General features: G+C 72.5%; 25 protein-coding genes. 14 read left to right on the plus strand and 11 right to left on the minus strand.

From position 1 onward, the window contains the following. Window positions 1-147 precede the first annotated feature (147 nt). On the minus strand, window positions 148-687 hold the full coding sequence (locus ACFYXS_RS38415) for a carbonic anhydrase (RefSeq protein ID WP_389256437.1): 540 nt from the start codon (window positions 685-687) through the stop codon (window positions 148-150). Between the two features lie 110 nt (window positions 688-797). Continuing rightward, window positions 798-1,658 carry an alpha/beta fold hydrolase gene (locus ACFYXS_RS38420; RefSeq protein WP_389256438.1) on the minus strand — a complete coding sequence of 287 codons (861 nt, stop codon included), beginning with the start codon at window positions 1,656-1,658 and terminating at the stop codon, window positions 798-800. Window positions 1,659-1,798: 140 nt separating this feature from the next. Here ACFYXS_RS38420 and ACFYXS_RS38425 point away from each other — a divergent pair, with 140 nt between their 5' ends. Continuing rightward, window positions 1,799-2,128, plus strand: a complete 330-nt coding sequence (locus ACFYXS_RS38425) for a CPCC family cysteine-rich protein (RefSeq protein ID WP_389256464.1) — start codon at window positions 1,799-1,801, stop codon at window positions 2,126-2,128. A 253-nt stretch (window positions 2,129-2,381) separates the two neighbouring features. Here the strand turns inward: ACFYXS_RS38425 and ACFYXS_RS38430 are convergent, their stop codons facing one another. After that, the gene (locus tag ACFYXS_RS38430; protein WP_389256439.1) at window positions 2,382-2,603 is read right to left on the minus strand and encodes a helix-turn-helix domain-containing protein; all 222 of its coding nucleotides are present in this window, start codon (window positions 2,601-2,603) and stop codon (window positions 2,382-2,384) included. Further along, the gene (locus ACFYXS_RS38435; protein WP_389256440.1) at window positions 2,603-3,094 is read right to left on the minus strand and encodes a DUF2975 domain-containing protein; all 492 of its coding nucleotides are present in this window, start codon (window positions 3,092-3,094) and stop codon (window positions 2,603-2,605) included. The genes ACFYXS_RS38430 and ACFYXS_RS38435 overlap by 1 nt, the downstream gene beginning before the upstream one ends. A 301-nt stretch (window positions 3,095-3,395) precedes the next feature. On the opposite strand from ACFYXS_RS38435, the gene ACFYXS_RS38440 reads away from it, so the two are divergent. Beyond that, entirely contained in the window at window positions 3,396-3,881 is a 486-nt protein-coding gene (locus ACFYXS_RS38440) for a cupin domain-containing protein (RefSeq protein WP_389256442.1), read from the plus strand. On the opposite strand, the gene ACFYXS_RS38445 is transcribed toward ACFYXS_RS38440, so the two are convergent. Then, window positions 3,848-4,195 carry a hypothetical protein gene (locus tag ACFYXS_RS38445; protein WP_389256443.1) on the minus strand — a complete coding sequence of 116 codons (348 nt, stop codon included), beginning with the start codon at window positions 4,193-4,195 and terminating at the stop codon, window positions 3,848-3,850. The genes ACFYXS_RS38440 and ACFYXS_RS38445 overlap by 34 nt on opposite strands. A 36-nt stretch (window positions 4,196-4,231) precedes the next feature. On the opposite strand from ACFYXS_RS38445, the gene ACFYXS_RS38450 reads away from it, so the two are divergent. After that, on the plus strand, window positions 4,232-4,648 hold the full coding sequence (locus ACFYXS_RS38450; RefSeq protein ID WP_389256444.1) for a hypothetical protein: 417 nt from the start codon (window positions 4,232-4,234) through the stop codon (window positions 4,646-4,648). Window positions 4,649-4,736: 88 nt separating this feature from the next. Beyond that, window positions 4,737-6,023 carry an alpha/beta hydrolase gene (locus ACFYXS_RS38455; protein ID WP_389256445.1) on the plus strand — a complete coding sequence of 429 codons (1,287 nt, stop codon included), beginning with the start codon at window positions 4,737-4,739 and terminating at the stop codon, window positions 6,021-6,023. Window positions 6,024-6,039: 16 nt separating this feature from the next. Here the strand turns inward: ACFYXS_RS38455 and ACFYXS_RS38460 are convergent, their stop codons facing one another. Then, the gene (locus ACFYXS_RS38460; RefSeq protein ID WP_389256446.1) at window positions 6,040-7,545 is read right to left on the minus strand and encodes a metallophosphoesterase family protein; all 1,506 of its coding nucleotides are present in this window, start codon (window positions 7,543-7,545) and stop codon (window positions 6,040-6,042) included. Between the two features lie 161 nt (window positions 7,546-7,706). On the opposite strand from ACFYXS_RS38460, the gene ACFYXS_RS38465 reads away from it, so the two are divergent. Further along, a complete protein-coding gene (locus ACFYXS_RS38465; protein WP_389256447.1) occupies window positions 7,707-9,767 on the plus strand; it encodes a SpoIIE family protein phosphatase in 2,061 nt (686 codons plus the stop codon). A gap of 95 nt (window positions 9,768-9,862) precedes the next feature. Then, window positions 9,863-10,084 carry a cold-shock protein gene (locus ACFYXS_RS38470; protein WP_389256448.1) on the plus strand — a complete coding sequence of 74 codons (222 nt, stop codon included), beginning with the start codon at window positions 9,863-9,865 and terminating at the stop codon, window positions 10,082-10,084. Between the two features lie 10 nt (window positions 10,085-10,094). On the opposite strand, the gene ACFYXS_RS38475 is transcribed toward ACFYXS_RS38470, so the two are convergent. Continuing rightward, the gene (locus ACFYXS_RS38475; RefSeq protein ID WP_389256449.1) at window positions 10,095-10,535 is read right to left on the minus strand and encodes an Lrp/AsnC family transcriptional regulator; all 441 of its coding nucleotides are present in this window, start codon (window positions 10,533-10,535) and stop codon (window positions 10,095-10,097) included. Between the two features lie 5 nt (window positions 10,536-10,540). Further along, window positions 10,541-11,899 carry a transaminase gene (locus tag ACFYXS_RS38480; protein ID WP_389256450.1) on the minus strand — a complete coding sequence of 453 codons (1,359 nt, stop codon included), beginning with the start codon at window positions 11,897-11,899 and terminating at the stop codon, window positions 10,541-10,543. Window positions 11,900-12,256: 357 nt separating this feature from the next. On the opposite strand from ACFYXS_RS38480, the gene ACFYXS_RS38485 reads away from it, so the two are divergent. Continuing rightward, complete coding sequence (locus tag ACFYXS_RS38485; RefSeq protein WP_319663039.1) at window positions 12,257-12,466, plus strand: heavy-metal-associated domain-containing protein; 210 nt, start codon at window positions 12,257-12,259, stop codon at window positions 12,464-12,466. Then, a complete protein-coding gene (locus ACFYXS_RS38490) occupies window positions 12,463-14,757 on the plus strand; it encodes a heavy metal translocating P-type ATPase (RefSeq protein WP_389256451.1) in 2,295 nt (764 codons plus the stop codon). The genes ACFYXS_RS38485 and ACFYXS_RS38490 overlap by 4 nt, the downstream gene beginning before the upstream one ends. Window positions 14,758-14,788: 31 nt before the next feature. On the opposite strand, the gene ACFYXS_RS38495 is transcribed toward ACFYXS_RS38490, so the two are convergent. Further along, window positions 14,789-15,208, minus strand: a complete 420-nt coding sequence (locus ACFYXS_RS38495) for an SsgA family sporulation/cell division regulator (RefSeq protein WP_389256452.1) — start codon at window positions 15,206-15,208, stop codon at window positions 14,789-14,791. Window positions 15,209-15,424: 216 nt separating this feature from the next. Here ACFYXS_RS38495 and ACFYXS_RS38500 point away from each other — a divergent pair, with 216 nt between their 5' ends. Both ACFYXS_RS38500 and ACFYXS_RS38505 read left to right on the plus strand, forming a co-directional pair. After that, complete coding sequence (locus ACFYXS_RS38500) at window positions 15,425-16,597, plus strand: winged helix DNA-binding domain-containing protein (protein WP_389256453.1); 1,173 nt, start codon at window positions 15,425-15,427, stop codon at window positions 16,595-16,597. A 67-nt stretch (window positions 16,598-16,664) separates the two neighbouring features. Continuing rightward, the gene (locus ACFYXS_RS38505; RefSeq protein ID WP_389256454.1) at window positions 16,665-16,853 is read left to right on the plus strand and encodes a hypothetical protein; all 189 of its coding nucleotides are present in this window, start codon (window positions 16,665-16,667) and stop codon (window positions 16,851-16,853) included. 33 nt (window positions 16,854-16,886) lie between these two features. Here the strand turns inward: ACFYXS_RS38505 and ACFYXS_RS38510 are convergent, their stop codons facing one another. Then, the gene (locus ACFYXS_RS38510; protein ID WP_389256455.1) at window positions 16,887-19,331 is read right to left on the minus strand and encodes a D-alanyl-D-alanine carboxypeptidase; all 2,445 of its coding nucleotides are present in this window, start codon (window positions 19,329-19,331) and stop codon (window positions 16,887-16,889) included. A 253-nt stretch (window positions 19,332-19,584) separates the two neighbouring features. Here ACFYXS_RS38510 and ACFYXS_RS38515 point away from each other — a divergent pair, with 253 nt between their 5' ends. The 4 genes from ACFYXS_RS38515 to ACFYXS_RS38530 all read left to right on the plus strand — a co-directional run bounded on the left by ACFYXS_RS38515 (window position 19,585) and on the right by ACFYXS_RS38530 (window position 23,780). Beyond that, window positions 19,585-20,295 carry a GPP34 family phosphoprotein gene (locus tag ACFYXS_RS38515; protein WP_319663033.1) on the plus strand — a complete coding sequence of 237 codons (711 nt, stop codon included), beginning with the start codon at window positions 19,585-19,587 and terminating at the stop codon, window positions 20,293-20,295. Between the two features lie 260 nt (window positions 20,296-20,555). Further along, the gene (locus ACFYXS_RS38520) at window positions 20,556-21,413 is read left to right on the plus strand and encodes a helix-turn-helix transcriptional regulator (protein ID WP_319663032.1); all 858 of its coding nucleotides are present in this window, start codon (window positions 20,556-20,558) and stop codon (window positions 21,411-21,413) included. A gap of 225 nt (window positions 21,414-21,638) precedes the next feature. After that, on the plus strand, window positions 21,639-21,848 hold the full coding sequence (locus tag ACFYXS_RS38525; RefSeq protein WP_389256456.1) for a DUF397 domain-containing protein: 210 nt from the start codon (window positions 21,639-21,641) through the stop codon (window positions 21,846-21,848). Between the two features lie 396 nt (window positions 21,849-22,244). Continuing rightward, entirely contained in the window at window positions 22,245-23,780 is a 1,536-nt protein-coding gene (locus ACFYXS_RS38530) for a sodium:solute symporter family protein (RefSeq protein WP_389256457.1), read from the plus strand. A 31-nt stretch (window positions 23,781-23,811) separates the two neighbouring features. Here ACFYXS_RS38530 and ACFYXS_RS38535 read toward each other — a convergent pair whose 3' ends face one another. Then, window positions 23,812-24,918, minus strand: coding sequence for an ADP-ribosylglycohydrolase family protein (locus ACFYXS_RS38535; protein ID WP_389256458.1), 1,107 nt, complete (start codon window positions 24,916-24,918; stop codon window positions 23,812-23,814). Between the last annotated feature and the right edge of the window lie 240 nt (window positions 24,919-25,158).

A 25,158-nucleotide genomic window follows, 5' to 3' on the forward strand; every position in this document is an offset into this window, starting at 1 on the left:
GGGCGCGCGCAGCCGGGGCGCAGGCTCCGCCGCTGATGCGCCGCTCGAGGGCCCGCCCGTCGGCGGGCCGTCCCGCCGGGGGCTTCGACGGGCCCTGCGCCCGGGCGATGCCTTGATGGGCCTCGCGGAGGCGGGCGACGCCGGCGCCTACTCCTCCCCGGCCCTCGTGGTCGGGGCGACGACCTCGATCAGCCCGGTCTCGACGTCGTAGACGAGCCCTGTCACGAGGCCCGCGGGCATCCTGGTCCTGAGGACCTCCTTGAGGAACCCGACGTCGTGCCGGACGGCGGCGAAGGGGTCCATGACGGCTTTCTCCTCCAGCGCCTCGACAGGGATGTCGAAGTCGTTCGCGAGCATTTCGGGGAACGCCGCAATGTCCTTGATGCCGCAATCGGTGTGGTGCATGACCACGATGTGCGTGCCCGCGGGGGCGTCGCCGCGGTGGGCCTCCCTGACCTTCGCGAGCATGAGCAGGGTGCGGAACACGGCCGGGTTGACGCGTCCACCCACGTTGCGGATCACCGTGACCTCGCCGAGGTCCAGCCCGAGCACGTGACTCGGATCGACACGCGAGTCGACGCACCCGATGACCATCAGCTTGCCGCTGCCCAGGATGTGCAGGCCCTCATGCGCGCCACGGGCGGCGAAGGCGGCGTTCCGGCTGACCAGATCCTCTGTATTGATCATTTCGCTTCCTCAACAGTGCTGTAGGGATCACATACGATAGGAGCATATGCTCCTATCGTATGGGGTGCAAACACCGCAAAAAGGGGAACCGGGCGACCCCACTCGGCCGGTCAGTCCTCGGAGAGGAAGTCGTCCAAGGCCTCCAGCCAAGCACGGGGTCGGTCGATGTGGGCCATGTGCCCCGCGTCCTCGATCACCGAGGCCCGTGCGGTCGGGATCAGCTCGACGGTGGCTTCGACGAGGTCGGCGGGGAAGGTCATGTCCTGGCGTCCGTGCAGCAGAAGCACGGGGATGCCGGTGTCCGCGAGCCGCTGGGGCGCGTCCGGTTCGCGGGGGCCCGGCAGCGTGCCGGCCTGCCAGGGCCGCATCCACTCGGCGGAGAAGCGGATGCCTCGCAGGACATCGAGGTAGCCGGGCAGAGCGTCCGGGCGCCAGACGTTGGCCGGGGCGGCGGCCAGGGCAGCCGCGCGGGTGAGTTCGGGTCCGGACAGCGAGGGGTCGGACCACACGTCGGCCTCGGCCGTCAGGCGTTCGGTGCGCTCACGCCAACCGTCGAATGCGCCCGGGGGCACCGGGAGCACACTGCTCGACGCGACCACCAGGCGGCGGACCCGCTCAGGAGCGGCCAGGACAAGCCGCTGGGCGATCAGTCCTCCGTAGGAGAAGCCGAGGACGTCCGCCTGCCCGATCTCCAATGCGTCCAGCAGGCGGACGAGGTCGGTGGTCGCCGCCGCGGGGGTGTACTCGTCATCGGCCAGGCCGCGGGTCGACCGCCCGCAGCCACGCAGGTCCGGCAGGACGATCCGGCGGTGACCGGCGAGTTCGGCGACGGGCTCGCGCAGATAGGTGTGGTCCCAGTCAGGACCTCCGTGGATCACCAGCAGAGGCCGCTCGACGGAGCCGTCGGTCTGCGCCACGAACAGGTCCACTGCGGGGTCGCTCGACACCGGCACAACAGTCTCGATGAACATCCGCCCAGTGTTCCCGTCCCGCCCCGCCATGATGCCGAGTCCGGCGGACCGGGACGGGACGACGCCCGGCGGGCCGGCAGGCGGACCCGGGTCAGCGGCCCCTTCTCCGTGCCCATGTCCCGTGCCACGCTCGCGACGTGATGACACCACGAGAACTGCGAGAGGCGTGTCCGCCCGGCGGGGGACCCTACGCCTGCCCTTGTTGTCGCCTGTTGACGCTGGAGTCGCGGTGCAACTGGGAAATCTGCCACGAGTGCGGGTGGGAGGACGACGGCCAGGACGACCTCGACGCGGACGAGGTGTGGGGCGGACCCAACGGCTCCTTGAGCCTGACCGACGCCCGCAAGGAATACGCGGACCGTATCGCGGGCCTCACGACGGAGAAGCGCGATTCAGTGGCAGCGGGCGGTGAAGGGCTGTGGTGGACCGCCGCCCGGCAGGTCATGCGAGAACAGGGACTCGACGTCTGACCTGGGGGCTGCTCGCGTTCCGTCCGGGCGGCCATCCGTCCAGAGACGCGAACCGGCGCATGCGGGGCTCGCATGCGGCGGCGACATCGGCTCTGGCCGGCGCTCACCGCCCCCGGCTGCGGCTTCGCCTCAACAGGGTCCGTCGGCCGCCGGGAGAAGTCCATGACCGTCCATGGGATCGAGCAGCCGGATCGACCGCAGCGGCCCGGGGAGTCGGGTGTCCGACTGCCCGGGCCGTTGCGGTCCCGGAGGCTCATACGTCCGCGGGGACCTCGGCCTCCCAGCGCAGCAGGTCGCCCGGCTGGCATTCGAGCACCTCGCAGAGCGCGGCGAGGGTCGCGAAGCGTACCGCCTTGGCGCGGCCGTTCTTGAGCACGGCGAGGTTGGCGGGGGTGATCCCGACGCGGTCCGCGAGCTCGCCCACGGACATCTTCCGCTTGGCCAGCATCACGTCGATGTCGACGGTGATCGGCATCAGATCACCTCGTCCAGCTCGGCCCGCAGGTGCGCCGCCTCGACGTCGCGCGCCACGGCCTGGGCGAGCAGCATCCGCAGGACGAGCACGATCAGCGCGACGCCCAGGATGGCCACGCCGATCCCGCCCATGATGAGGGTGACGCCCGGGTCCTCCCGCTGGCCCGGCGCATTGACGATCGTGACGGCGAACCACACGAGGGCGGCCGCCACGATCGCGCCGATCACGGCGTCCACGTAGCGGAAGGCGGCGTGGGAGAACACGGTTCCTCGTCGCACCATCGTCACCAGCCGCCATACGGCGACCAGGGCGACCTGGGCCGACGCCATGCCCAGGATCGTGATCACGCGCAGCGCCGTCAGGGGGACCGAGCCGTCCTCCGGGTCGTTGCCCGACACCAGCACCCACACCATCGACACCTGTACGAACACCGTGCCGGCGAGCATCACCACCAGCACGGCGTGCAGCGCGTGCACTGTCAGCTTTCCCATGACCCCTCATCCCATTGACTAACGATGGGAATCTATCGAATGTCGATAGGTAAGGCAAGGTCTCGGGTCAGTCGGCGTCCGGCAGCCGCAGCCGCCTTCCCTCGCCGGGGAGCCGCCGGAGCACGAGTGGCGGCCCCGGCCGTGCCCCGAATGGCATCCGCCCGGACGCTGTGCACAGGATGGGGAGGTACGCGCGACCTCCGGATCCGCCCTCCGGAGCGCCGACCCCCTGTACGTTCCATGAAGCCGAAGCCACCGGACCGGGCCAGGGGGTGGCGACCCGGGGAAGGGGATGGTGTGCATGTCGTACCCGAAGCAGGTGTATTTCGGTGACGGAGGCGAGATCAACGCGCACTTCCTGCCGACCGGCACCGCGCCGGACACCGGCGGTACCGGAAACACCATGGCCATCCGCTACCTCGCGACGTCCCAGCTCACGCGCGGCGAGTTCGGCCTCTACCGGGTCACGATGAAGGCGGGGACGGACGGCCCCAAGACGCACTTCCACCGGACCATTTCGGAGTCCTTCTTCATCCTCGACGGGACCATGAGCCTGTTCAACGGCGACAAGTGGATCGACGCCCGGCAGGGCGACTTCCTGCACGTTCCGCAGGGCGGGCTGCACGCCTTCCGCAACGACTCCGACGCCGCGGCCGAGATGCTGCTGCTCTTCACGCCGGGCGCACCGCGTGAGGAGTTCTTCGAGAAGGTCTCGGAGATGGGCAACGCCACGGAGGAGGAGCGCGCGGAGTTCTACGGCAGGCACGACCAGTATTTCGCCGACTGACCGCCCCCACCGCGCCCGGGGTGTCGGGCCCCGGGCGCGCAGCGGATCGGGCGGCTGTCGCGCAGGCGGACGGCGAAGAGAATGCGGCCTTCGTTCCACACGCCGGCTTCGACGCATGTACTGGCGATGACGAATCCGGACTCGGCCGGCCGCTGGGCGTGCAGGCCGGCGGTCCGCTCCTTCACGCCGCCGAACGGGTGCGACGTGACGACGGCCGGGCGACGCCCGCCGGCGACACCGGCCGTCCCTTCCCGTCCCGCGCCGCACGGTCCACCGAGAATGTCCCAGCGGATCTTCCGCACCCGGAAATGCACGGACCACAGAGCACAGACACCGGACGAGGAGCGGCGATGTCCCTGCGCGACGAGGTCGAGGCCGAAGTCCGTGAATGGTACGGCGCCTACGTGGACACGTTCGTGGGGCTGGCCCAGGGCGTACGCACCGGCACGGAGTCGCTCCTCGACTTCTACGGCGCCCCCTTGGTGGTCGTCGTCGACGGCGACCACACGGTTCTGCCGACGCGGGCCGCCACGCTGGACTGGGCGACCGGCATGATCGATTCACTGAGGCACGCCGGATACGCCGGTTCCGACATCTCCCGCCTGACCGTTCACGCGGTGGCGGCCGGCGCGGCTTTCCTCGAGGGCGAATTCTCGCGTCACGACCGTGAGGGAACCGAATTCGGAGTCGGCACCGGCGCGTATCTCGCGGTCAGGACCGCGGAGGGCTGGCGGTTCGCCTCGTTCATCTCCAACACGCAACTGTGACGGGTCCGGCCGCACCCGCAACCTCCGTGCGGCCGGGACGTCGTAGCGGATGACGGGATCCGTCATCCGCGACGACACGAGGCAGATCATGACGACACGCAGCGCACGGACCACGCTGACGACACTGGCCGGTGTACTCGCCCTCCTGGCGGTGCCGGGCACCGCCAGGGCGGCGGAGGGGAGTCCGGGGCCGGGGCACGCACGGGCAGGGGTGCGCGAGGTGCTCTACGACCTGGGCGACGAGGCGTTCAGGCCGCCCCGGTCGCTGGGGTACGTGGGGAGCAGCGAGCTGGACGGGGCGGTGTACGTGCCCGCGGACATCGCGCGGGGCCGCCACCCGCTGGTCGTGATCGAGCACGGGATCCACGCCACCTGCGCCGACGCGGACGCGGCCCGGGACCTGGCCGCCGCGAAGGCCGCGCTCGCGCGGGACGAGGAGACCGGCGACACCGCCGACGCCGAGAAGCAGCAGGCGATCATCGAAGCGTCCTCGGACGCGCTCAACGCGTGGCCGTGCGCGCCCGGCACGGACCCGATCCCCAGTTACCGCGGCTACGACTACCTCGGCCGGGACCTGGCACGCCGCGGCTTCGTGGTGGTCTCCATCGGGACCAACGGCATCAACGCCACCTCCCCCGGCCAGGCCGACACCGTCTACCGGGCACGGGCGGCGCTGATCGAACGGCATCTGGTGATGTGGCGGCGGTTGGCGCAGACCGGCGGGGGCCCGCTCGCGGGCCGGTTCACCGACGCCGCTTCGGGGCGCGCGTCGGCGGTGGACTTCCGGGGCCACGTGGACCTGGGCGACGTGGGCCTGATCGGGCACTCCATGGGCGGCGGCGCCGTCATGCAGGAGATCGACGACAGCAACCGGGCCTCCTGGCCGCGGGGCGTGACGATCCGCGCGGCGTTCGGCCTGGCCCCGACCCCGACGTGGGACCCCGTCACCCTGACCAGGACGCCGTTCGCGGTGATGTGGGGGACCTGCGACGTGACGAACGGCGGCACGTACGTCGAGCACAACGAGGGCGCCAACACCGTGCCGATCCACAAGTTCACGGTGACGGGCGGGGTCCACAACTTCTACAACACGCAGTGGTCCCCGGCCGGCGGGCAGGTCATGGCGGAGGACGAGTCCGTGCCCGGCAGCCGGCCCGGCACCTGTCGGGCGCAGTTCCCCGACGCGGCCTCCCCGCAGCCGGACCAGGACGAGCTGTCCGAGCGGCAGCAGCGCCGCATCACCCAGGACTACGTCGGGGCGTTCTTCGCCCGCCACCTGCTGGGCGACAGGCGGTACGACCGCGTCCTGCGCGGCGAGGCCCGGTTCCCCGGCACACCGGACGTGGTGGACGTGCGGTACGACGCGGGCAGGTAGCCCGGCCGTCGGGGGCTCAGGCGCCGGCCGGCAGGGGGATCGTGAAGTCGTCCTCGACCGGCGGGTCCAGCTCGTGCTCCCGGAGCCCGGTGGCGGCGAAGCAGCGCACGCGCACCGCGGCCGGGCTCACGTCGAGCCGCAGGAAGCTCTTGAAGAAGGGCGGGCTGTACGTGGCCGAGCCCGGGGAGAGCACCCGGGTCAGGACCCGGCGGACGGGAAGCCGCATCCGCCGCTTGCGGTGGGGACGGGGCGGCGCGCCCAGCAGCCCGGCGACGAAGCGGGTGCGCGCGGTGACCGCCGCTCCGGTGGCACGGACGGGCTCGACGTCCAGGCGCTCGGCGAGGGCCGCGGCCGCCTCGTCGGGGGTGAGGTCGAAGAAGCGGCGCATGCGCAGCCGGCGGCCGTAGAGGCGGCTGTAGAACGCGAGGGAGTCGCCGCGCATCGGGTAGCAGCGGAAGTCGTCCTCGACGACGCCGCCGACCGCCACCCGCGGGATGGTGTGGGTGGCGTGCATGAAGGCCCCGCCGCCGCCGGAGACGACGTACTCGATCCGGCGGCCGTCCACATCGACCGGGTAGTGCTGGTAGTTGTGGATGTCGCCGCCTATCGCCGCGACGTAGTGGTGGGCCGGGTCGCGGACGATCTCGTCGACCGTGCCGCCGCCCTCGATCGCGCACGGGTGGTGCTCGCCGTCCACGTAGATCGGGGAGCCGGTGACCAGGATCTTGGGGCGCGGCCCTTGGGAGACCCGGCGCAGCCACTCGCCCTGCTCGCGGTCGATGTCGCCGAGGAGCCCGGTGTCGATGCCGATGATCCGTATCGGCCCGGAGTCCATCGCCCAGTACGGGCCCGGCAGTGACGCGGCCTGCGCGGGGGCGGACCGCATCAGGCGGTCCTCGTCGAGGCGGGCGTCGTCCGGTGTGTCCGGTTCCGCCCACAGCAGCGTGCGCCACCAGGCGGGGGTGAGCGCGCGCGGCTTGGGAGTCCGCGGGAGCGCCGGGGCGCGGCAGAAGACCCGCATGAAGCCGGTGAGGCCGTCGTACCAGTCGTGGTTGCCGGGGATGGGGTAGATCGGGGCGTCGTAGTCCCGGTAGGGACGGAAGAACTTGGTGCCGTACTCGTTGGCGCTGCCGACCGGATACAGGACGTCGCTGCAGATCACGGCGTAGCGCGTGCCCTCGCCTGCCTTCAACAGGCCGGGGACGACGGCGTACTGGGGGTCGTCGCCCTCGCCGGTGTCGCCGAGCAGGAGGAACGAGAACGCGTCGGGGTCGTCCCGCTCGATCACCAGGTCCCCGGTCGCGGCTCCCCGTTGCACCTGGTTCGCCACCCAGCGTCGCCGGTCCGCGCCGGTCGGGTCGCCGAACAGCGAGGCCAGCGGGCCGTTGCGCGCCTTCCAGAGCGTGACCGGGTTCAGCCACGACAGGTTGACGACCCGGGCGGGCATCAACTCCTGGTACGAACCGGGCTTCTGGCTCTCCCAGCCTGCGCCGGCCAGGGAGTCGCGGGAGGAGTCGGGCACCCGCGCACCCTAGCAACCGGAGATGATCCTCCGGTGCGGCGGGGACCGCGGCTCCGGTGGCGGAGCCCGGTGTGCGATGTATTTACTGGTGTGGTTGCAGCCGTACCCGAGGAGCCGAGGTCATCCATGGCGCCGGAACGACGAGACGGCCGGGCGGGGGGATGAGCGCCGGCCCCGTGGCGGAGGCCACGGGCAGCTTCGAGAAGGCCCTGTTCGACCAGTCGCGGGCCGGGCTCGAGGTGTACGACGCCGATCTGCGGGTGCTGCGCGCCAACCCCGCGTCGCTGCGCATGCGCGGCATGCCGGCCCGCTCCGTGATCGGGGCGCACCTGGAGGAACTGGACTCCGGGATCCCGTTGTCACCGGTGGTGCGCGAGGCGTTGCGGACCGCCGGCGCGCTCGTGGAACGGCCCGTCGCCGCGTACCCCGGGGGCGATCCCGAGCACCGGCACGAGTACGACGTCGCCGGGTACCACCTGCAGGACGGCGGGGGCCGCACCATCGGCGCGGCCTGCATGTTCCACGACGTGACGGGCCAGGGCCGGGTCCGGCGGGGCATGGACCTGCTGCACATCGCCCGCGCGAAGATCGGCAGCACCCTGGACGCGCTGCGGACCGCCCAGGAACTCGCCGACGTGGCCGTGCCCTGCTTCGCCGACGCCGTCGCCGTCGACCTGCTGGAGTCGGTGCTCACCGGGGACGCCCCCATGGGCCCGGTCGCCACCTCGCTGCCGATGCGGCGGGCCGGGTTCAAGGCCCAGGACGGGCAGGTCGGCGCGTACCCGATGGGCGGCGCCAGCTACTTCGCGTTCCCGACCCCGTACACGCAGGCGCTGAACGACATGCAGCCGCGGCTGGTCGGCGCGCTGCCGCAGGAGGGCGGCTGGCTGGTCCACGACCGCGCGCGGGCGGAGTTCATCGCGCAGAGCGGGATGCGCTCGCTCATCGTGACGCCGCTGACCGTGCACGGGCTGGTGCTGGGCCTGGCCAGCTTCTACCGGAACGGCTCGCACCCCGGCGCCTTCGACGCCCAGGACCTGGCGCTGGCCACGCAGCTCGCCGCGTGCACCGCGCTCTGCCTCGACAACGCCCGCCGCTTCACCCGCGAGCACACGATCGCGACGGCCCTCCAGCGCAGTCTGCTGCCGAGCACGCCCCCGCAGGTCGCGGCGGTGGAGCCGGCGCACTGCTATCTGCCGGGCCGGTACGGCGCCCACTGGTTCGACGTGCTCCCGCTGTCCAGTTGCCGGGTGGGGCTGGTCATCGGCTACGTGCCCGGGGAGGACCTGCACGCGTCGGTCGCGATGGGACGGCTGCGCACCGCCGCCTCCACCCTCGCCGCGATGGACCTGCCGCCCGACGAGCTGATCACCCACCTCGACGACGTCGCCCAGAACATGGCCCGCGAACAGGACGCCGCCCCGGCCACCCTGCACCGCGCGCGGGCGCCGTTCACCGCGTCCTGCCTGTACATGACGTACGACCCGATCACCCGGCAGTGCTCGGCCGCCACCGCGGGGCACGACGGGCCCCTGCTGACCACCCCCGGGGGCGCCGTCAGCACGCTAGAGGTGCCGCGCGGGGCGGCGTTGGGGCGCGGCGCACCGCACGAGATGCTGACCACCGATCTGCGCGACGGCAGCCTGCTGACGCTGTACTCGGACAGTGTCGCCGACCGGTACCCGGCCGAGGCCGGCGAACGGCTCAGCCGGCTGTGCGACGTGGTGTCCGACCCCACGACGGCACCGATGGAGATCTGCGACGCGATCGCCTACCGGCTGCTGCGCGGCACCCCGCAGGACGGGGCGGCGCTGCTGGTGGCCAGGCTGCGCGGCATCGACCCGGACCGCATCGCCACCTGGACCTTCCCGGCCGAGGCCGCGTCCGTCCCGCAGGCCCGGGGCGCGGCACGGGAACGGCTGGAGCACTGGGGGCTGGAGGAGCACGTCCCCGTCACGGACCTGGTCGTCAGCGAGCTCGCCACGAACGTCGTCCGCCATGCCGTGGGGCCCATCCGGCTGCGCCTGATCCTCGACCTCAACCTCACCGTCGAGGTCTCCGACGCCGCCGACACCGCCCCGCACCTGCGGCACGCCCGGCTCCAGGACGAGAACGGCCGCGGGCTGTTCATCGTCGCCTCCCTCACCCGGCACTGGGGAACCCGCTACGAGGACGACGGCAAGACCATCTGGGCCGAGCAGGACCTGTCCTCGGCGGCCTGACGCCCCATCCGCGGCTCTCGGACGCCGCCGGTGTGCGCGGCGGTACGGGTGAACAGCGCGGGCCGGGTGCCGCGGGGGCGCCTACGCTCGGATCCATGACGAACGCGACCGTACGCGAGTGGAACGACGACGAGGGCTGGGGCGTACTGGACTGCGCCGAGACCCCCGGGGGCTGCTTCGCGCACTACAGCGACATCGAGATGGCCGGCTTCCGGACGCTGTCGGCGGGCCAGCCGGTGGTGCTGGAGTGGGAGGCCCCCGGCTTCCGCCAGGACGGGTACGACTACCGCGCGCTGCGGGTCGTGCCGAGGGCCTGACCGGCCGGCGTCAGCCCACGTCCCACAGGAAGCGGTGGGTGTGGATACCGAAGTAGGGGAAGGTGTCGACTCCCACCACGCCGTCGAGGGGCCGTACGACGTCGTTGACGAAGTCCAGCAGCTCGGACGGCCCGGGGCAGACGACCTCGGCGAACAGGGCGTAGGGCCCGGCGGTCAGGACGGCGTAGACGACCTCGTCGCGGGCGGAGAGCGTGTCGGCGACCGCCCGCGGGTCGCCGTCGACGCGCAGGCCGAGCAGCGCCATGGCCTGCCCGCCCATCGCCATCGGGTCGGTGACGCCGACGACCTGCACGACCTTTCCGTCGACGAGCCGCTGGAGCCGCTGGCGCGCCGCCGACGGGGAGAGCCCGACCTTGGGGCCGAGGTCGGCGTAGGGGATGCGGCCGTCGGTCTGGAGTTCGCGGAGGATCGCGCGGTCGATGTCGTCCACGTGGGTCAGCCTGCCAGTTCCGCCAGCGCGTCGGCGAAGAGGGCGGTGTGGGTGTCGACGTCGGCGGCGGTGGTGGCCGGGCACATCAGGGCCATGTTGTGGAACGGCGTCATGAGGACGCCCCGGTTGGCCGTCCACAGGTGCAGGAAGTCCTCCAGTGCGGGGTCGGCGGCGGCGGCGGACGCGGTGCCGGTGCGCGGGGCGGGTGAGGCGAAGCGGTACTCCGTGCGGGCGCCGAGGGTGCTGACGGACCACGGCAGGCCGTGCTGGGCGACGGCGTCGGCGACTCCGTCCGCGAAGCGGGAGGCGAGAGCGGACATCCGCTCGAACGCCACGTCGGTGAGGACGTGTTCGAGGGTGGCGCGCATGGCGGCGACGGACAGGGCGTTGCCCGCGAGCGTGCCGCCGACGCCGCCCATGTCGACGAGGTCGAGGTCGTCGCGGCCGAGGAGCCGGTCGGCGAGCTCGGCGGACAGGCCGTAGGCGCCGGCGGGGACGCCGCCCGCGACGGCCTTGCCGATGGTGAGGACGTCCGGGTCGAGGCCCCAGGCGGCGGTGGCGCCGCCGGGGCCGGCGGAGAAGGTGTGCGTCTCGTCGTTGATCAGCAGGACGCCGTGCCGGCGGGTGATCTCGCGGACCCCGTCGAGGTAGCCGGGCTCGGGGAGCACGATGCCGATGTTGGTGAGCGCGGGCTCCATGAGGACGGCGGCGACGTCCCCGTGGGCGAGTTCGCGCTCCAGGCCCTCCAGGTCGTTGAACTCCGCGACGCGGCTCGTCTCGGTGACGTCGCAGGGCGCGCCCACGTTGCCGGGGCGGCTGACGCCGCCGCGTCCGCCGGGGCCGGTGACGATCAGCGACTCGTCGACGCTGCCGTGGTAGCAGTAGCTGTTGAAGAGGATCTTCTGCCGGCCGGTGACGGCGCGGGCGAGCCGGATGGCCCAGCGGTTGGCGTCGGTGGCGGTGAGCGTGAACGACCAGCGCGGCAGGCCGAAGCGGCGGGCGAGTTCGGCGCCGACCCATTCGGCGTCCTCGGTGGGCAGCATCGCGGTGGCGCCGCCCTGCTCGCGGAAGCGGCGCTCGACGGCGGCGGCGACGGGCTCCGGGGAGTGCCCGGCCATGGCGCCGGTGTCGCCGAGGCAGAAGTCGACGTAACTGTGGCCGTCGATGTCGGTGACGCGGGCCCCGCGGGCCCCGGCGAGGTAGCGGGGGAAGGCGCCGGCGTTCTTGTTCATCCACGTCATCGGCACCCGCCCGAAGAGGTGGTCGGCCGCTTCGTAGGCGGCGCGCGACTTCGGGTTGCCGGCGACGGCGTCGGCGGTCTCGCGGGCCAGCAGCGCGCGCAGCCGGGTGCGGTCGATGGACATGGGCGCTGCCTCCTGTGCGGCCGATGACGCGACCCCGGTGACGCTACAGCGGAATCGAGCGTCCCATCAATGCGTCGCACGTGAATCGAGTGCTGCGGCTGCGTATGCGTGATCGCCCCGGCGGACACCGTGCGGCCCCGGCACTCGCCGCCGCATCTCCGCCGCCGTCGGCCCTGACGGCCGGTGCTTGCCGGCACCGGTGCTTTCCTGGAGGGCGTGGGCGCCGCGCGGGACGCGCGCCCCGACCCGCTCCCCGCGTCGTTCATACCCCTAGGGGGTATAGTGTGGTCATCAGGTGGGCGACGAAGCGATCCTCGCCGTCCGCCGGAACACGCACTTAACGCACGAGGAGAACCCATGTCTGTCACCTACAGCGTCTCCGGGATGAGCTGCGGTCACTGCGAGTCCGCGGTCAGCAAGGAGGTCTCCGCCCTCCCCGGCGTGACCGGGATCGAGGTGGACGCCAAGACCGGTCTGCTCACGGTCGTCTCCGCGGCCCCGCTGGACGACGACGCGGTCCGCGCCGCCGTCGACGAGGCGGGCTACGAGCTGGTCGGCAGGGCATGACTCCCGCGGATCGCCCGCAGGTCCTCCCGCCGGCCGCCGCGGCCGCGGTCACCGAGCTCGAACTCGAGATCGGCGGGATGACCTGCGCCTCCTGCGCCGCACGCGTGGAGAAGAAGCTCAACCGGATGGACGGCGTCACGGCCACCGTCAACTACGCCACCGAGAAGGCCAAGGTCGCGTTCGGCGACGGCATCGGCGTGACGGACCTGATCGCCACCGTGGAGGCCACCGGCTACACCGCGGCCCTGCCCGCACCGCCGGCCCCCGCGGCGCCGCCCGGCGACGCCGCGGCCGCCTCCTCGGCGCCCTCCGCGCCCGACGAGCTCACCACCCTGCGGCAGCGGCTCGTGACGGCTGTCGTCCTGGCCGTGCCGGTGATCGCCATGTCGATGGTCCCGGCCCTGCAGTTCACCAACTGGCAGTGGCTCTCGCTGACGCTCGCCGCGCCGGTCGTCGCGTACGCCGCCTGGCCCTTCCACCGGGCCGCCTGGACCAATCTGCGGCACGGCGCCACCACCATGGACACCCTGATCTCGCTCGGCACGCTCGCCGCCTTCGGCTGGTCGGTGTGGGCGCTGTTCTTCGGCGATGCCGGGATGCCCGGCATGAAGCACCCCTTCGAGCTCACCGTCGCCCGCGGCGAGGGGTCCGCCAACCTCTACCTGGAGGTCGCGGCCGGCGTCACCGCCTTCATCCTGGCCGGGCGCTTCTTCGAGGCGCGCTCCAAACGCCGTGCGGGGGCCGCGCTGCGCGCCCTGATGGAGCTGGGCGCCAAGGACGTCGCCGTGCTGCGCGACGGACGCGAGGTGCGGATCGCGACCGCGGACCTCGCGGTGGGCGACCTGTTCGTCGTCCGTCCCGGCGAGAAGATCGCCACCGACGGTGTCGTACGGGAGGGGACCTCGGCCGTCGACGCGGCCCTGCTGACCGGTGAGTCGGTGCCCGCCGAGGTCGGTCCCGGCGACGCCGTCACCGGTGCGACCGTCAACGCCGGCGGACGGCTGGTCGTGGAGGCCGTCCGGGTCGGCGCGGACACCCGGCTCGCGCACATGGCGCGGCTCGTGGAGGACGCGCAGAACGGCAAGGCCGCCGCCCAGCGGCTGGCCGACCGCATCTCCGCGGTCTTCGTACCGGTCGTGATCCTGCTGGCCCTGGGCACCCTCGGCGTCTGGCTGGCGCTGGGCGAGGGCCCCGTCGCGGCGTTCACCGCGGCCGTCGCCGTCCTGATCATCGCGTGCCCGTGCGCGCTGGGGCTGGCCACGCCGACCGCCCTGATGGTCGGCACGGGACGCGGCGCGCAGCTCGGCATCCTGATCAAGGGCCCCGAGGTGCTGGAGACCACCCGCCGGGTCGACACCATCGTGCTCGACAAGACCGGAACGGTCACCACCGGCGTCATGACCCTCACCGACGTGCACCTCGCCGACGGCGAGCGGGAGGAGGAGGTGCTGCGGCTGGCCGGCGCCCTGGAGCACGCCTCGGAGCACCCCATCGCGCGGGCCGTCGCCACGGCCGCCATGGAGCGCGCCGGTGACCTGCCCGACGCCGCGGACTTCCGGGCGCTGCCCGGGCTCGGGGTCCAGGGCACGGTGGACGGCCGCACCGTCACCGTCGGCCGCCAGGCGCCGCCCGCGCCGCTGCCCGAGAAGCTCGTCCTCGCCAAGGCGGAGGCCGAGGCGCTGGGCGGCACCGTGGTGACCGTCTCCTGGGACGGACGGCCGCGCGGCCTGCTGGTCGTCGCGGACGCGGTGAAGCCCACCAGCACCCGGGCCGTGGAGATGCTGCGCGGACTCGGACTCACCCCGGTGCTGCTGACCGGGGACCACGAGGCCGTGGCCCGGTCGGTGGCCGCCGAGGTCGGCATCGACGCGGCCGACGTCATCGCCGGTGTCATGCCGGAGGAGAAGGTCGCCGTCGTCCGGCGGCTCCAGGAGCAGGGCCGCTCGGTCGCCATGGCGGGCGACGGGGTCAACGACGCGGCCGCGCTGGCCCAGGCGGACCTGGGCCTGGCCATGGGCACGGGAACGGACGCCGCCATCGAGGCGAGCGACCTGACCCTGGTCCGGGGCGACCTGCGGGTCGCCGCGGACGCCATCAGGCTGTCGCGCCGCACCCTGGCCACGATCAAGGGCAACCTCTTCTGGGCCTTCGGCTACAACGTGGCGGCACTCCCGCTGGCCGCCGCGGGCCTGCTCAACCCGATGATCGCGGGCGCCGCGATGGCCTTCTCGTCGGTGTTCGTCGTGGCCAACTCCCTGCGGCTGCGCGGCTTCCGGCCCCTCGCGGACTGAGTCCCGCCCCGGCACCCACGCCGTGGCCGCCTCACTCCTCCCCGAGGAGGAAGGCGACCACGGCGTCCATGTCGACGCCGCGGAACTCGTGGCCGGGCGGAACGGCCTCGTAGACGCGGGCCAGGAAGATCCGCAGGTCGGTGGTGGCGACCTCCACCAGGGCGACGCCCTCGGGGGCCCGGAACTCCAGCGCCGTGCGGTCGGGGCCCGCGGGGCGGACGTGGACGTCCCCCTCGCCGGCCGGCTCGTACAGCCCCGTGGTGAGCAGGCCGCGGCCGAAGACCCAGGTCACCTCGGCGCCGTCGAGCGACACCGCGGGCGGGAAGGCCACCCGCGCCGCGAGCGGGTCGTCGCGGTGGTAGCGCAGGGTCGCCGTGATCTCGTGGCCCTCCGGCCCGGACTCCCGGGTGTGCAGGCGGGCCTGGACGATGTGGTCGATGTCGGTGAGCATGGCTGGGTCCTCCGGGGGTGCCGTGCCGCGGTCCGGTGTGCCTTCCGTCGCGGGTGAGAGCGCCAACCGCCGCGCGCCTTACGCGGGTTGGACAAGAACTTCCGGGCTCGGAAGGTGATCTGCGTCACATGCGGTCGGGGGCGCTGTCGGTGGCCCGTGCCACGATGAGGTCGTGGCGCCCGGCCGGACGCCACCGGAGCACGACGGGGGTCAGCCATGGGCGCGCGGCGCGACATCGGGGCACTGGAGCGGCGGCACCGAATGGCGGCGCGGCAGCGGCTGACCGCCGGGGGGCGCTCGGAGCGGCCGGAGGAGGCCGCGGAGTCGCTGGTCGCCCTGCACGGCACGGACCCCGCCACGGTCTACCTGTCCGCAGCGGCCCGGATGCGCGTCCCGGACCCGGCGGCGATCGATCACGCCCTGTACGAGGACCGCAGCCTGACCCGGCTGCTCGCGATGCGGCGGACGATGTTCGTGGTCACGGCCGCCACGCGCCCGGTCGTCCACGAGGCGGCGGCCCACGCGATCGCCACCGCCGAACGACGGAAGCTGCTGACCTTCCTCGCCGAGGGCGGCGGCTGGGACGAGCGGTGGCTGGCGGAGGTCGAGGACGCCGTCCTGGCCGCACTCGCCGGGGGCACGGAGGCCACCGCCGCCGAACTGGCCGGGCGGGTCCCGCGCCTGCGCGAACAGGTGGTGGTGGCCCGCGGGAAGCCGTACGAGGCGACGCAGAACGTGTCGAGCCGGGTCCTTCGGGTGCTGGCCGCCGAGGGCCGGATCGTACGGCGGCGCCCGGTGGGCGGCTGGACGAGCAGTCAGTACCGCTGGGCCACCGGCGCGGTCCCGCCGCGGACGCCGGCGGGCGAGGCGCGGGCGGAGCTGGCCCGGCGCTGGCTGGCGGCGTACGGGCCGGGCACCGAGGCCGATCTGAAGTGGTGGACCGGGTGGACGCTCACCGAGGTCCGCGCGGCGCTGAAGGCGGTCGGCGCGGAGTCCGTGGGACTGGCGGAGGGCACCGGCTACGTCCTGCCGCAGGACACCGGGCCGGAGCCGGACCCCGGTCCGTGGGCGGCACTGCTGCCCGCGCTCGACCCGACGCCGATGGGCTGGCGGGGGCGCGACTGGTACCTGCCCGAGGACCCCGCGGACCGGGCGGCGCTCTTCGACCGCTCGGGCAACGTCGGCCCCACCGTGTGGTGGAACGGCCGGGTCGTCGGCGGCTGGGCCCAGCGCGCGGACGGCACCGTGGTGCACCGCCTGCTCACCGATCCCGGCAGCGAAGCGGCCGCGGCGATCGCGGCGGAGGCGGCCCGGCTGCGCGGCTGGCTGGACGGCACCCGCGTCACCCCCCGCTTCCGGACGCCACTGGAACGCGAGTTGTCCGCCTGAACCGCCGTCACCCTGGGTATGCCGCACCTGACGTCCGGTACCCGGATTCGACGCTGGAGGTGGACCGATGGAACAGGTGGCGGTGTTCTGCGGCAACTGCGATTGCGGCTGTCCCACGCTGTACGTGGACGAGAGCGCGTCGCCCGAGCAGCGGGTCGTCCTGACCGACGACTTCGGGCAGCGCGTGCGGATGAGTTCCGACCAGTTCCGTTCGCTGGTGGAGGAGGCGAAGGCGGGCCGGCTGGACCACGTCTAGCGGTCCGGCCGGCCCGCCTTCGCGGGCGCCGGGTCAGCCGAGGCGGGTGAGCCTCGAACCGAAGGACGGTTCGGTCATGTCGCGTTCGAGTGCGACCGGGACCTTGATGCTGCTGTCGCCGTTGCCGACGGTGAGGGTGCCGATCGTGGTTCCGGCCGGTGCCTTGTGTGCGATGCCGCTCTTGGCGGCGACCACGGAGATGTCGACCTTCAGCCCGGTCCAGCCGATCGCGGTGACGTCCTTGGTGGCCACGACGCGCGTCCGGCCGCCGAGGCCGTCGTCGATGTAGCCGACGACGTCGCCCTTCTTGATCACGGTGTCCGAGGCGAGGGTGTCCAGCGAGGCCTGCAGGAGGGTGCTGCTGCGGTCGAGCACCGTGTCGATGATGGGCGCCTTGTGCTGCCCCAGCATCGCCCCGATGATCAGCTGGTTCGTGCCGCCGATCTCACGGACCGCCGCGAACAGCAGGTTGCCGCCGGCCTTGGTGCTGGTGCCGGTCTTGATGCCGACGACGTGGTTGTAGCCGGCGAGCTGGTTGTAGTTCTTCTGGACGTCGCCGTTGATGTCCGTGTACTGGATCTTGGTGGCGATCTCCGCGAACACCGGGTCCTTCATCGCCGCGTGGCCCAGCTTCACCTGGTCGCTCGCCGTGCTGACGGTGGTCGCCTCCAGACCGCTGGGGTCGGTGTAGTGGGTGTTCCGCATGCCGAGCTGCTTGGCGGTGGCGTTCATCTTCTTCACGAACGCCGCCTCCGATCCCGCGTCCCAACGGGCCAGCAGGCGGGCGACGTTGTTCGCCGACGGCAGCATGACCGCCTCCAGCGCCTCGTACTCGCTGAGCTTCTGGCCTGCGGTCACCTTGACCACGGACTCCTGCTCCGCCTGGCCGCTGACGAACTGCTCCTCGGCCTTCTTGTCGACCGGGACCGTCTCGCCGTCGCCGCCCTTCTTGATCGCGTGGTCGCGCAGGATCACATAGGTCGTCATGACCTTCGCGACGCTGGCGATCGGCACGGGCTTCTCCTGGCCGAACGCGCCCAGCCGGCCCAGACCCTCGGCCTCCACGACCGCCTGGCCCTGCGCGGGCCACGGCAGTGAGAGCTCGTCGCCCTTGAAGGTGTACGAGGACTTCGCCGTCAGCGTCAGCGCGGGCGCGGGCAGCGGGCGCAGCGCCTGCACCAGGACGAAGACCACCGCCAGCAGCAGCACCACCGGGGTCCAGATCTTCACCCGGCGCACGGTGGTGCGCAGCGGGGTCTCGACCGGCGGCGGAGTGTTGGTCAGCTCCGCCAGCAGCTTGAGCGGTTCGTCCGGCTCGGGCGGGAGCGGCATCTGCTTCGTGCGCGAGCCCAGGTCCTCGGCCGGCCGTTCGTCGCCGACCAGCGGGACAAACGTTCCGCCGGGCCGGGCGGGCGTCGCGACGGGAGCGGCGGCGGAGGGGCGGGCGACGGCCTTGCCGGCGTCGCCGGCTTCGCGCCCCCAGTTCTTCTCCGGCGCGGCGGCCGGGGCGCCGGGCGCCCTGAGGGTGAGCGTTCCCTCCCGGGGCGGGGCGTCCGCGCCGTCCGCGCGCGGCGCGCGCAGCGTCATGGTGCCCTCGCCGGTCCGCAGACCGCCGCCGGGGCCCCCGAACGCGCCCCCTACGCCGTTGACATGGCGCGGGGCGTCCTGGGCGGGGTCCTCTGGGTCGTCGTCCCCGGGGTCGTCCCCGGGGTCGTCGCCGGAGTCGTCGCCGTAGTCGTCCTCGGCAGGGGCCTCGCCGTGCTCCGCGGCGGCGGGCTCGGCGCCGGAGTCGTCGGGGTCCGCTTCGGCGCCGGCCGCGTCCGGCTCGTCGTCGTCCTCGTCCTCGTCGGTCCCGTCCTCGTCGGTCCCGGCGGTCCCGGCGGTCCCGTCCGCGCCGTCCGTGCTGTCGGAGCCGTCCGTGTCGCCCGGCTCGCCGGTGTCGTCCGCTTCGTCGGCGGACTCCTCAGACGCCGCTGTGACGCCCTCGGGAGCATCATCCGGCCCCGCGGGGCCGTCGGCGGCTTCCGCTTCCCTCCCGGCGCCCTCAGGGGCGTCCTCGGGGTCGTCGGCCGGCTCGGCGCCGGGGGCCGCCGCGTCGGCCCGGTCGTCCCGCCCGGAGCGGGCATCCGCGGGCACGGCCGCGGAGGTGGCCGACGCGCCTGCGGCGTCGGTACGGGATTCCGCGGGCTCCTCACCGTCGTCCGCCGGGGAGGCCTCCTCCGCGTCCTGCGCAGTCGCCTCCGCGATGTCGTCCGCTGCCGCTCCGCCGTCCGGCGTACCGGAACTACGCCGCTCGGGTTCCGCCCCCGTGTCCGCCCCGTCCGCCGCGGGCGGCTCCGGCGTGGACTCCGGGGTGTCCGGAGACGCTTGCGCCGGCTCCCCTCGGAAGACGGCGAGCCTCGGATCCACCGCCCCGCGCCCGGTCGCCTCCCCCGACGACTTCTGCTGATCCGCCCTGCCGGGGGACTCGCCCGCCACGCAGACCTCCTCCACACGTCGTGCGGAGCGCCGCCGCGGCGCCCCGCTCACCCTTACACCAGTTTCCAGGCCCCGGCCGATCAGCTTCTGAGGGACCCGCCGACGGGGCGCCTCGGCCGCCCCCACGGCGGCGCCGCCCCGGTCCAAGACGCAAACGACATATGAGTCGGTTCCCGCACGAACGGGCAAGGCGCTCTCGACAGGCCGGTGTGAGAGGCGTCACCCTGTCATTCATCCACGCGGGGAGGCATGGATGGGCAGGAGCCGCAGAACACTTCCGGAGGAGCTGTTGCTGCTCGCCCTGGACCCGGCCACGGGTACCACGGCGCAGCCGCAGTCTCTTGACCTCGGTCTTGCCGGGGCCCAGCTAGTGGAGCTGGCCCTCGCAGGACGAATAGCCCCTGACGGGGATCGTATCGCCGTGGTGCACCCACGGCCGACAGGAGATCCGACCCTGGACTCCGCGCTTGAACTGCTGCGCCGACGCGGCAGCCCGGTGCGCGCCGTCCACTGGATCGGCGGGCCCCGCCTGGGGCTGCGCCAGACGTATCTCGCGCACCTGGAGCGGTGCGGCATGGTGCATGCCGTACCGGGTCAGATGTGCGGGGTGCTGCCGACCACGCGCTATCAGGCGACCGACAGCGAGGTCAGCCGGGAGATCAGGGCCCGGCTGGACAGCGCGATCCGCACCGGTGTGCCACCGGACCCGCGGACCGCCGCCCTCGCCGCAATCGCCCATGCGGTGGGACTCGGCAAGCATCTGTACCCGGGCAACGAGGGCCGGTCCTCGCGATCGCGTCTGCGTGACCTGATCCGGTACGACCCCATGGGCGGCCTCGTCGCGCACGCCGTGATGGACGTGCAGAACGGCGCCGCCGCACCGCCCAAACGCGCCCCGGCCCAGGGGCGCCCCGCACCGGACCGGGCGACGGGCCACGGAATGGTGCGGGCGGGCGCCCGCTGAACCCGCGGTGCCGGGGTCAGGGCCCCGGCACCGACAACAGCACAGCCTGTGCGCCGCGGCACGCGGGGCGAGGAACCCGGGGAACCGGGTTCCTCGCCCCGCGTGCCGTTGCCGTTTGTCGGCTCTTTTGAAGAGCGCAGCATACGACCATTTCCCAGCGGTGGGATGACCGATAGTGGCAGTCTGCTGACCAGCAGTACACGTCAGCGCGGAAGTCAGCGCAGAAACAGCAGCCGCTCGCAACCGGAGGTGCGCATCCCGTGGCCGCCAACGTCAATCCCACCGTCAGGCGTCGCCGACTCGGGTCGGAACTGCGCAAGTTGCGCGAGCAGAAGGGGATGACGGCCGAGGAGGTCGCGGCCCGGCTGCTCGTCTCGCAGTCGAAGATCAGCCGGCTGGAGAACGGCCGCCGCAGCATCAGCCAGCGCGACGTCCGCGACCTGTGCGGTGTGTACGGGGTCGACGACGCCCGCCTGGTCGACTCCCTGATGAACATGGCCCGCGAGTCCCGCCAGCAGGGCTGGTGGCACGCCTTCGGCGACGTCCCCTACAGCGTCTACATCGGCCTGGAGACCGAGGCCGAGTCGCTGCGGGTGTACGACTCCCTGGTGGTGCCGGGCCTGCTGCAGACCCGGAACTACGCCTCCGCGGTCATCGAGGGCACCCTCCCCGAGGCCACCCCCGAGCAGATCGAGAAGCGGATCGAGATCCGGCTCCGCCGGCAGGAACGCGTCACGGACCCGGACATCCCGCTGCGCTTCTGGGTCGTCATGGACGAGTCGGCGCTGCGCCGCGTCGTCGGCAGCAGGGACGTGATGCGCGAACAGCTGGAGTACCTGGCCCAGATGAGCACCCAGGCGCATGTGACCGTGCAGGTGTTGCCCTACGAGGCGGGTGCGCACCCGGGCATGTCGGGGAACTTCGCGATCCTGGAGTTCGCCGACGCGACCGACTCCAGCGTGGTCTACATCGAGGGCGTCACCAGTGACCTCTACCTGGAGAAGCCGACCGACGTGCACGGCTACAGCGTCATGTACGAGCACCTGAGAGCGCAGGCGCTGAGCGCCGAGGCGAGCCGTCTGTTCATCGCGGACGCCGCCAAGGAGTACGCGCGCTGACGGTCCGCCGGGATCCGTCAGGACGCACGGGGCGGCGCGAGGGGCGCTTGCCGAAATCCACCCTCGCGCACCAGCGGCCCCGGAGCGTACACCCGCTCCGCCGCAAGACGGAAGGTGAACTTGGAATATGCCACCCGTTGGAGGTAACGGCGGCTGTGGCCAGTGATGTTGGCGAGTAGCTTCGATCACGTCAGAGCTGCACGAATGAGAAAGCTCGGAGCGATCATGGCTATTCAGCTCGGAAACACCAAGGCGTGGGTCAAGTCCTCCCGCTCCCAAGGGAACGGGGCCTGCGTCGAGGTCGCGTCCCGCCACCTCTCCGCCGTCGACGTCCGCGACTCCAAGGACCCCGACGGCCCTACCCTCGGCTTCTCCCCCGATGCCTGGGCGGCGTTCGTCACGGACGTCAGCCGCGGAGCCTTCGACCTGAACTGAGCACCACGCAGTACCCGCACGGGCCCTCTCGACCGGCACGCCGTCCTGGCCGAGGGGGCTCACTGCTGCCCGGACCCCCGCGCCCACCCGGCAGTGCCTGCCGGTGAACGCGGGCACCCCGACGCACCGCTGTGCTGACATCAGAGGGGGAGGACAACGGGTCGTTCCGGCGAAGTACCCGCCAATCGTGGGCTGCCGAGCGTGTTCACGACAACGTCAAGTAAGGTCAAGAACGAGTAAAAGAATTCTGCCATCTGATCGCAGTTCATACTCTTGAACGCAACTGGTCTTGACCATGCCCCTACCGCGCGGTTCAATCTGGGGCGCCGCCCCGCGACGGACGTACCGGCGAAGTACGCACCCGTTCACAAGGCGGACCCCTGAAGGGGGCAAGGCATGAACAGTCTCGACTGGGCCGTACTGGTCGCGTACTTCGGCGTGATGGTCGCCATCGGCCTGTGGTCCCACAAACGTGTCGACAACGTCGGCGACTTCTTCACTGCCGGCGGCCGCATGCCGTGGTGGCTGTCCGGCATCTCGCACCACATGTCCGGCTACAGCGCGGTCATGTTCACCGGCTACGCCGGCATCGCGTACACCTACGGCATCACCTCGTACGTGACGTGGTCCTTCCCGATCGCGATCGGCATCGCCATCGGCGCCAGCCTCTTCGCGCCGCGGCTCAACCGGCTGCGCTCCCGGCTCCATGTGGCCTCCCCGCTGGAGTACCTGAAGAACCGCTACAACGTGCCCACGCAGCAGGCGCTCGCCGTCTCCGGCGTCCTGCTGAAGATCGTGGACGTCGGCGCGAAGTGGGCGGCCATCGCCACCCTGCTGTCGGTCTTCACCGGTGTCTCCCTCAACCAGGGCATCCTCATCACCGGCGCCGTCACCGCCGTCTACTGCACGGTCGGCGGTCTGTGGGCCGACGCCCTCACCGAACTGGGGCAGTTCGCCATCCAACTGCTCGCGGGACTGGCGATGCTGGTCGCGGTGCTGGGGAAGATCGGCGGTATCAGCGGACTGTGGACCGTGTGGGACAAGCTGCCGGACAACCACACCGCCCCGACGGCCGGCCCGTACACCCTGACCTTCCTGCTGGCGTACCTGTTCATCAAGACCTTCGAGTACAACGGCGGCATGTGGAACCAGGCCCAGCGCTACATGGCAACCGCCAACGCCCGCGAGGCCACGCGCTCGGCCCGGCTGTCGGCGCTGCTGTGGTTCGTCTGGCCACTCGTCCTGTTCTTCCCGATGTGGGTCGCCCCGCTGCTGGTGCAGGCGCAGAAGCCGGACGCCTCGGACTCCTACGCGCTGCTGACCGAGCAGTTGCTTCCGCACGGTCTGCTGGGCCTGGTCGTCGTCGGCTTCTTCTCGCACACCATGGCCATGTGCTCCTCCGACGCCAACGCGATCGCGGCGGTCTTCACCCGTGACATCGCACCCGTGGTGTCCAAGGCGGCGCGGTCCTGGAACGATCGGGCCGGGCTGGTCGCCGCGCGGATCACCACCGTGGCGTTCCTCGCCCTGTCGATGGCGGTGGCCACCCAGGTCAACTCGCCGGCCTTCAAGGACATCATCACGGTCGTCATCAAGTGGGTGGCGGGCCTGATGGGCCCGATCGCCATCCCGTTCATGCTGGGCCTGCTCCGGCCGTTCCGCAAGTCCGGCCCGACCGCGGCCCTGGTGTCGTGGGCGGCGGGGCTGTTCGCCTTCTGGCTGACCAACTACGGCCTGGACGGCGTGCAGTTGCAGATCCAGATCGTGACGCCGCTGGCCGTCTCGCTCGTCCTGTACGTGCTCATCGGCTTCATCAAGCCCGAGGACACCCCGGAGCGGGACGCCGTCCTGGCCCGGATCAACTCCGACGGCGACGACGACGGGGACGGCGCGGCCGCCGAGGCCCTGCCCGAGACGCCGGCGACGGCCTGACGCGGGGCGCCGGGCCGGGCCCCCGTCGCGGTCAGGCGGCGGGGTAGCGCTCCAGCCACGCCGCCGAGACGCCCCCCGGCCCGTGCAGGGCCGGGGACTGCGTCATCTCCATGGCGAAGTCGTCCGCGAGCTGGAGGATCGTGCCCCGGCCCTCCAGCTCGGCGAGCCAGGCCGGCGGCAGGGCGGTCTCGCCGTGCTGGACGCCCAGCAGGTTGCCGCAGATCGATCCGGTGGAGTCGCTGTCACCGGAGTGGTTGACCGCGAGCAGCAGGCCGTGCCGGATGTCCTCGGCCACCAGCGCGCAGTACACGCCGATGGCGAGGGCCTCCTCCGCGGTCCAGCCCTCGCCGAGGGCCTCCACCCGCGCGGCGTCGGGCAGGCCTTGGCGCACCGCCCCCAGTGCGGCCTGCAGGGCGGCGGAGGTCTCCTCGTGCCCCGGGCGCCGTGAGATGAGGGCGAGGGCGTGCTGCACCGCGCCGTCCAGGGCCTCGCCGCGGGCCAGTCCGTGGACGATCACCGCGAAGGCACCGGCCGCCAGGACCCCGGTGGGGTGGCCGTGGGTCTGCGCGGCGCATTCGAGCGCGAGCTGGAAAACGAGCTGCGGCTCCCACCCGACGAGCAGCCCGAAGGGCGCGGAGCGCATCACGGTGCCGCAGCCCTTGGAGGCGGGGTTCTTCGGCTGGTCCAGGGTGCCCATGCGGTCGTCGCCGAGGCCGGTGAGGCAGGCCCGGCCGGGTGCGCGGCGGGAGTAGAGCCATTCCTCGCGGGCCAGCCAGCCGATGTCCTTGCGGCGTTCGTCGGGGCCCCAGTCGCTCTGGGTGGCCGCCCACCGTCGGTACGCCCGGTGGATGTCGGTGGGCGGGTGCCAGCTGCCGGTATCGCGGCGCACCTGGGCGCGGATCAGCCCCTCGGCGGTGAAGAGGGCCATCTGGGTGTCGTCGGTGATCGCCCCGCGCCGGCCGTAGGCGGGGACGTAGTCGGTGACGCCCTTCTCGCCGTGCGCCTCCCGGATGGCGGCGAGGGAGGCGAACTCGATGCCCGCGCCGAGCGCGTCGCCCATCGCGCCCCCGAGCAGGCACCCGCGGACCCGGCTGCGGAAGTCCTGCTGCTCGTCGCGCCCCCATACGGCCCCGCCCATGCCACTGCCTCCTTCGCCGTTGCCGCCAGCACTGTAATCGACCACGAACGGTCGTTTCCCGACCACGAAGGGAATCCAGTCAGTCACGTGCGGCAGCGCTCCGGTCAAATGCCGGACGCCCAGGGGGAGTCAGTCCTCCAGCACCGGCAGGAGTTCGGGGAGGTGGCCGTCGGAGGCGAGGCCGGTGGTGATGCGTTCGGCGGGGACCTCGCCGTAGGTGGTGGTGCGCTGGCGGGCGGG

The organism is Streptomyces sp. NPDC002574 (genome assembly GCF_042889545.1).
Lineage (GTDB): Bacteria > Actinomycetota > Actinomycetes > Streptomycetales > Streptomycetaceae > Actinacidiphila.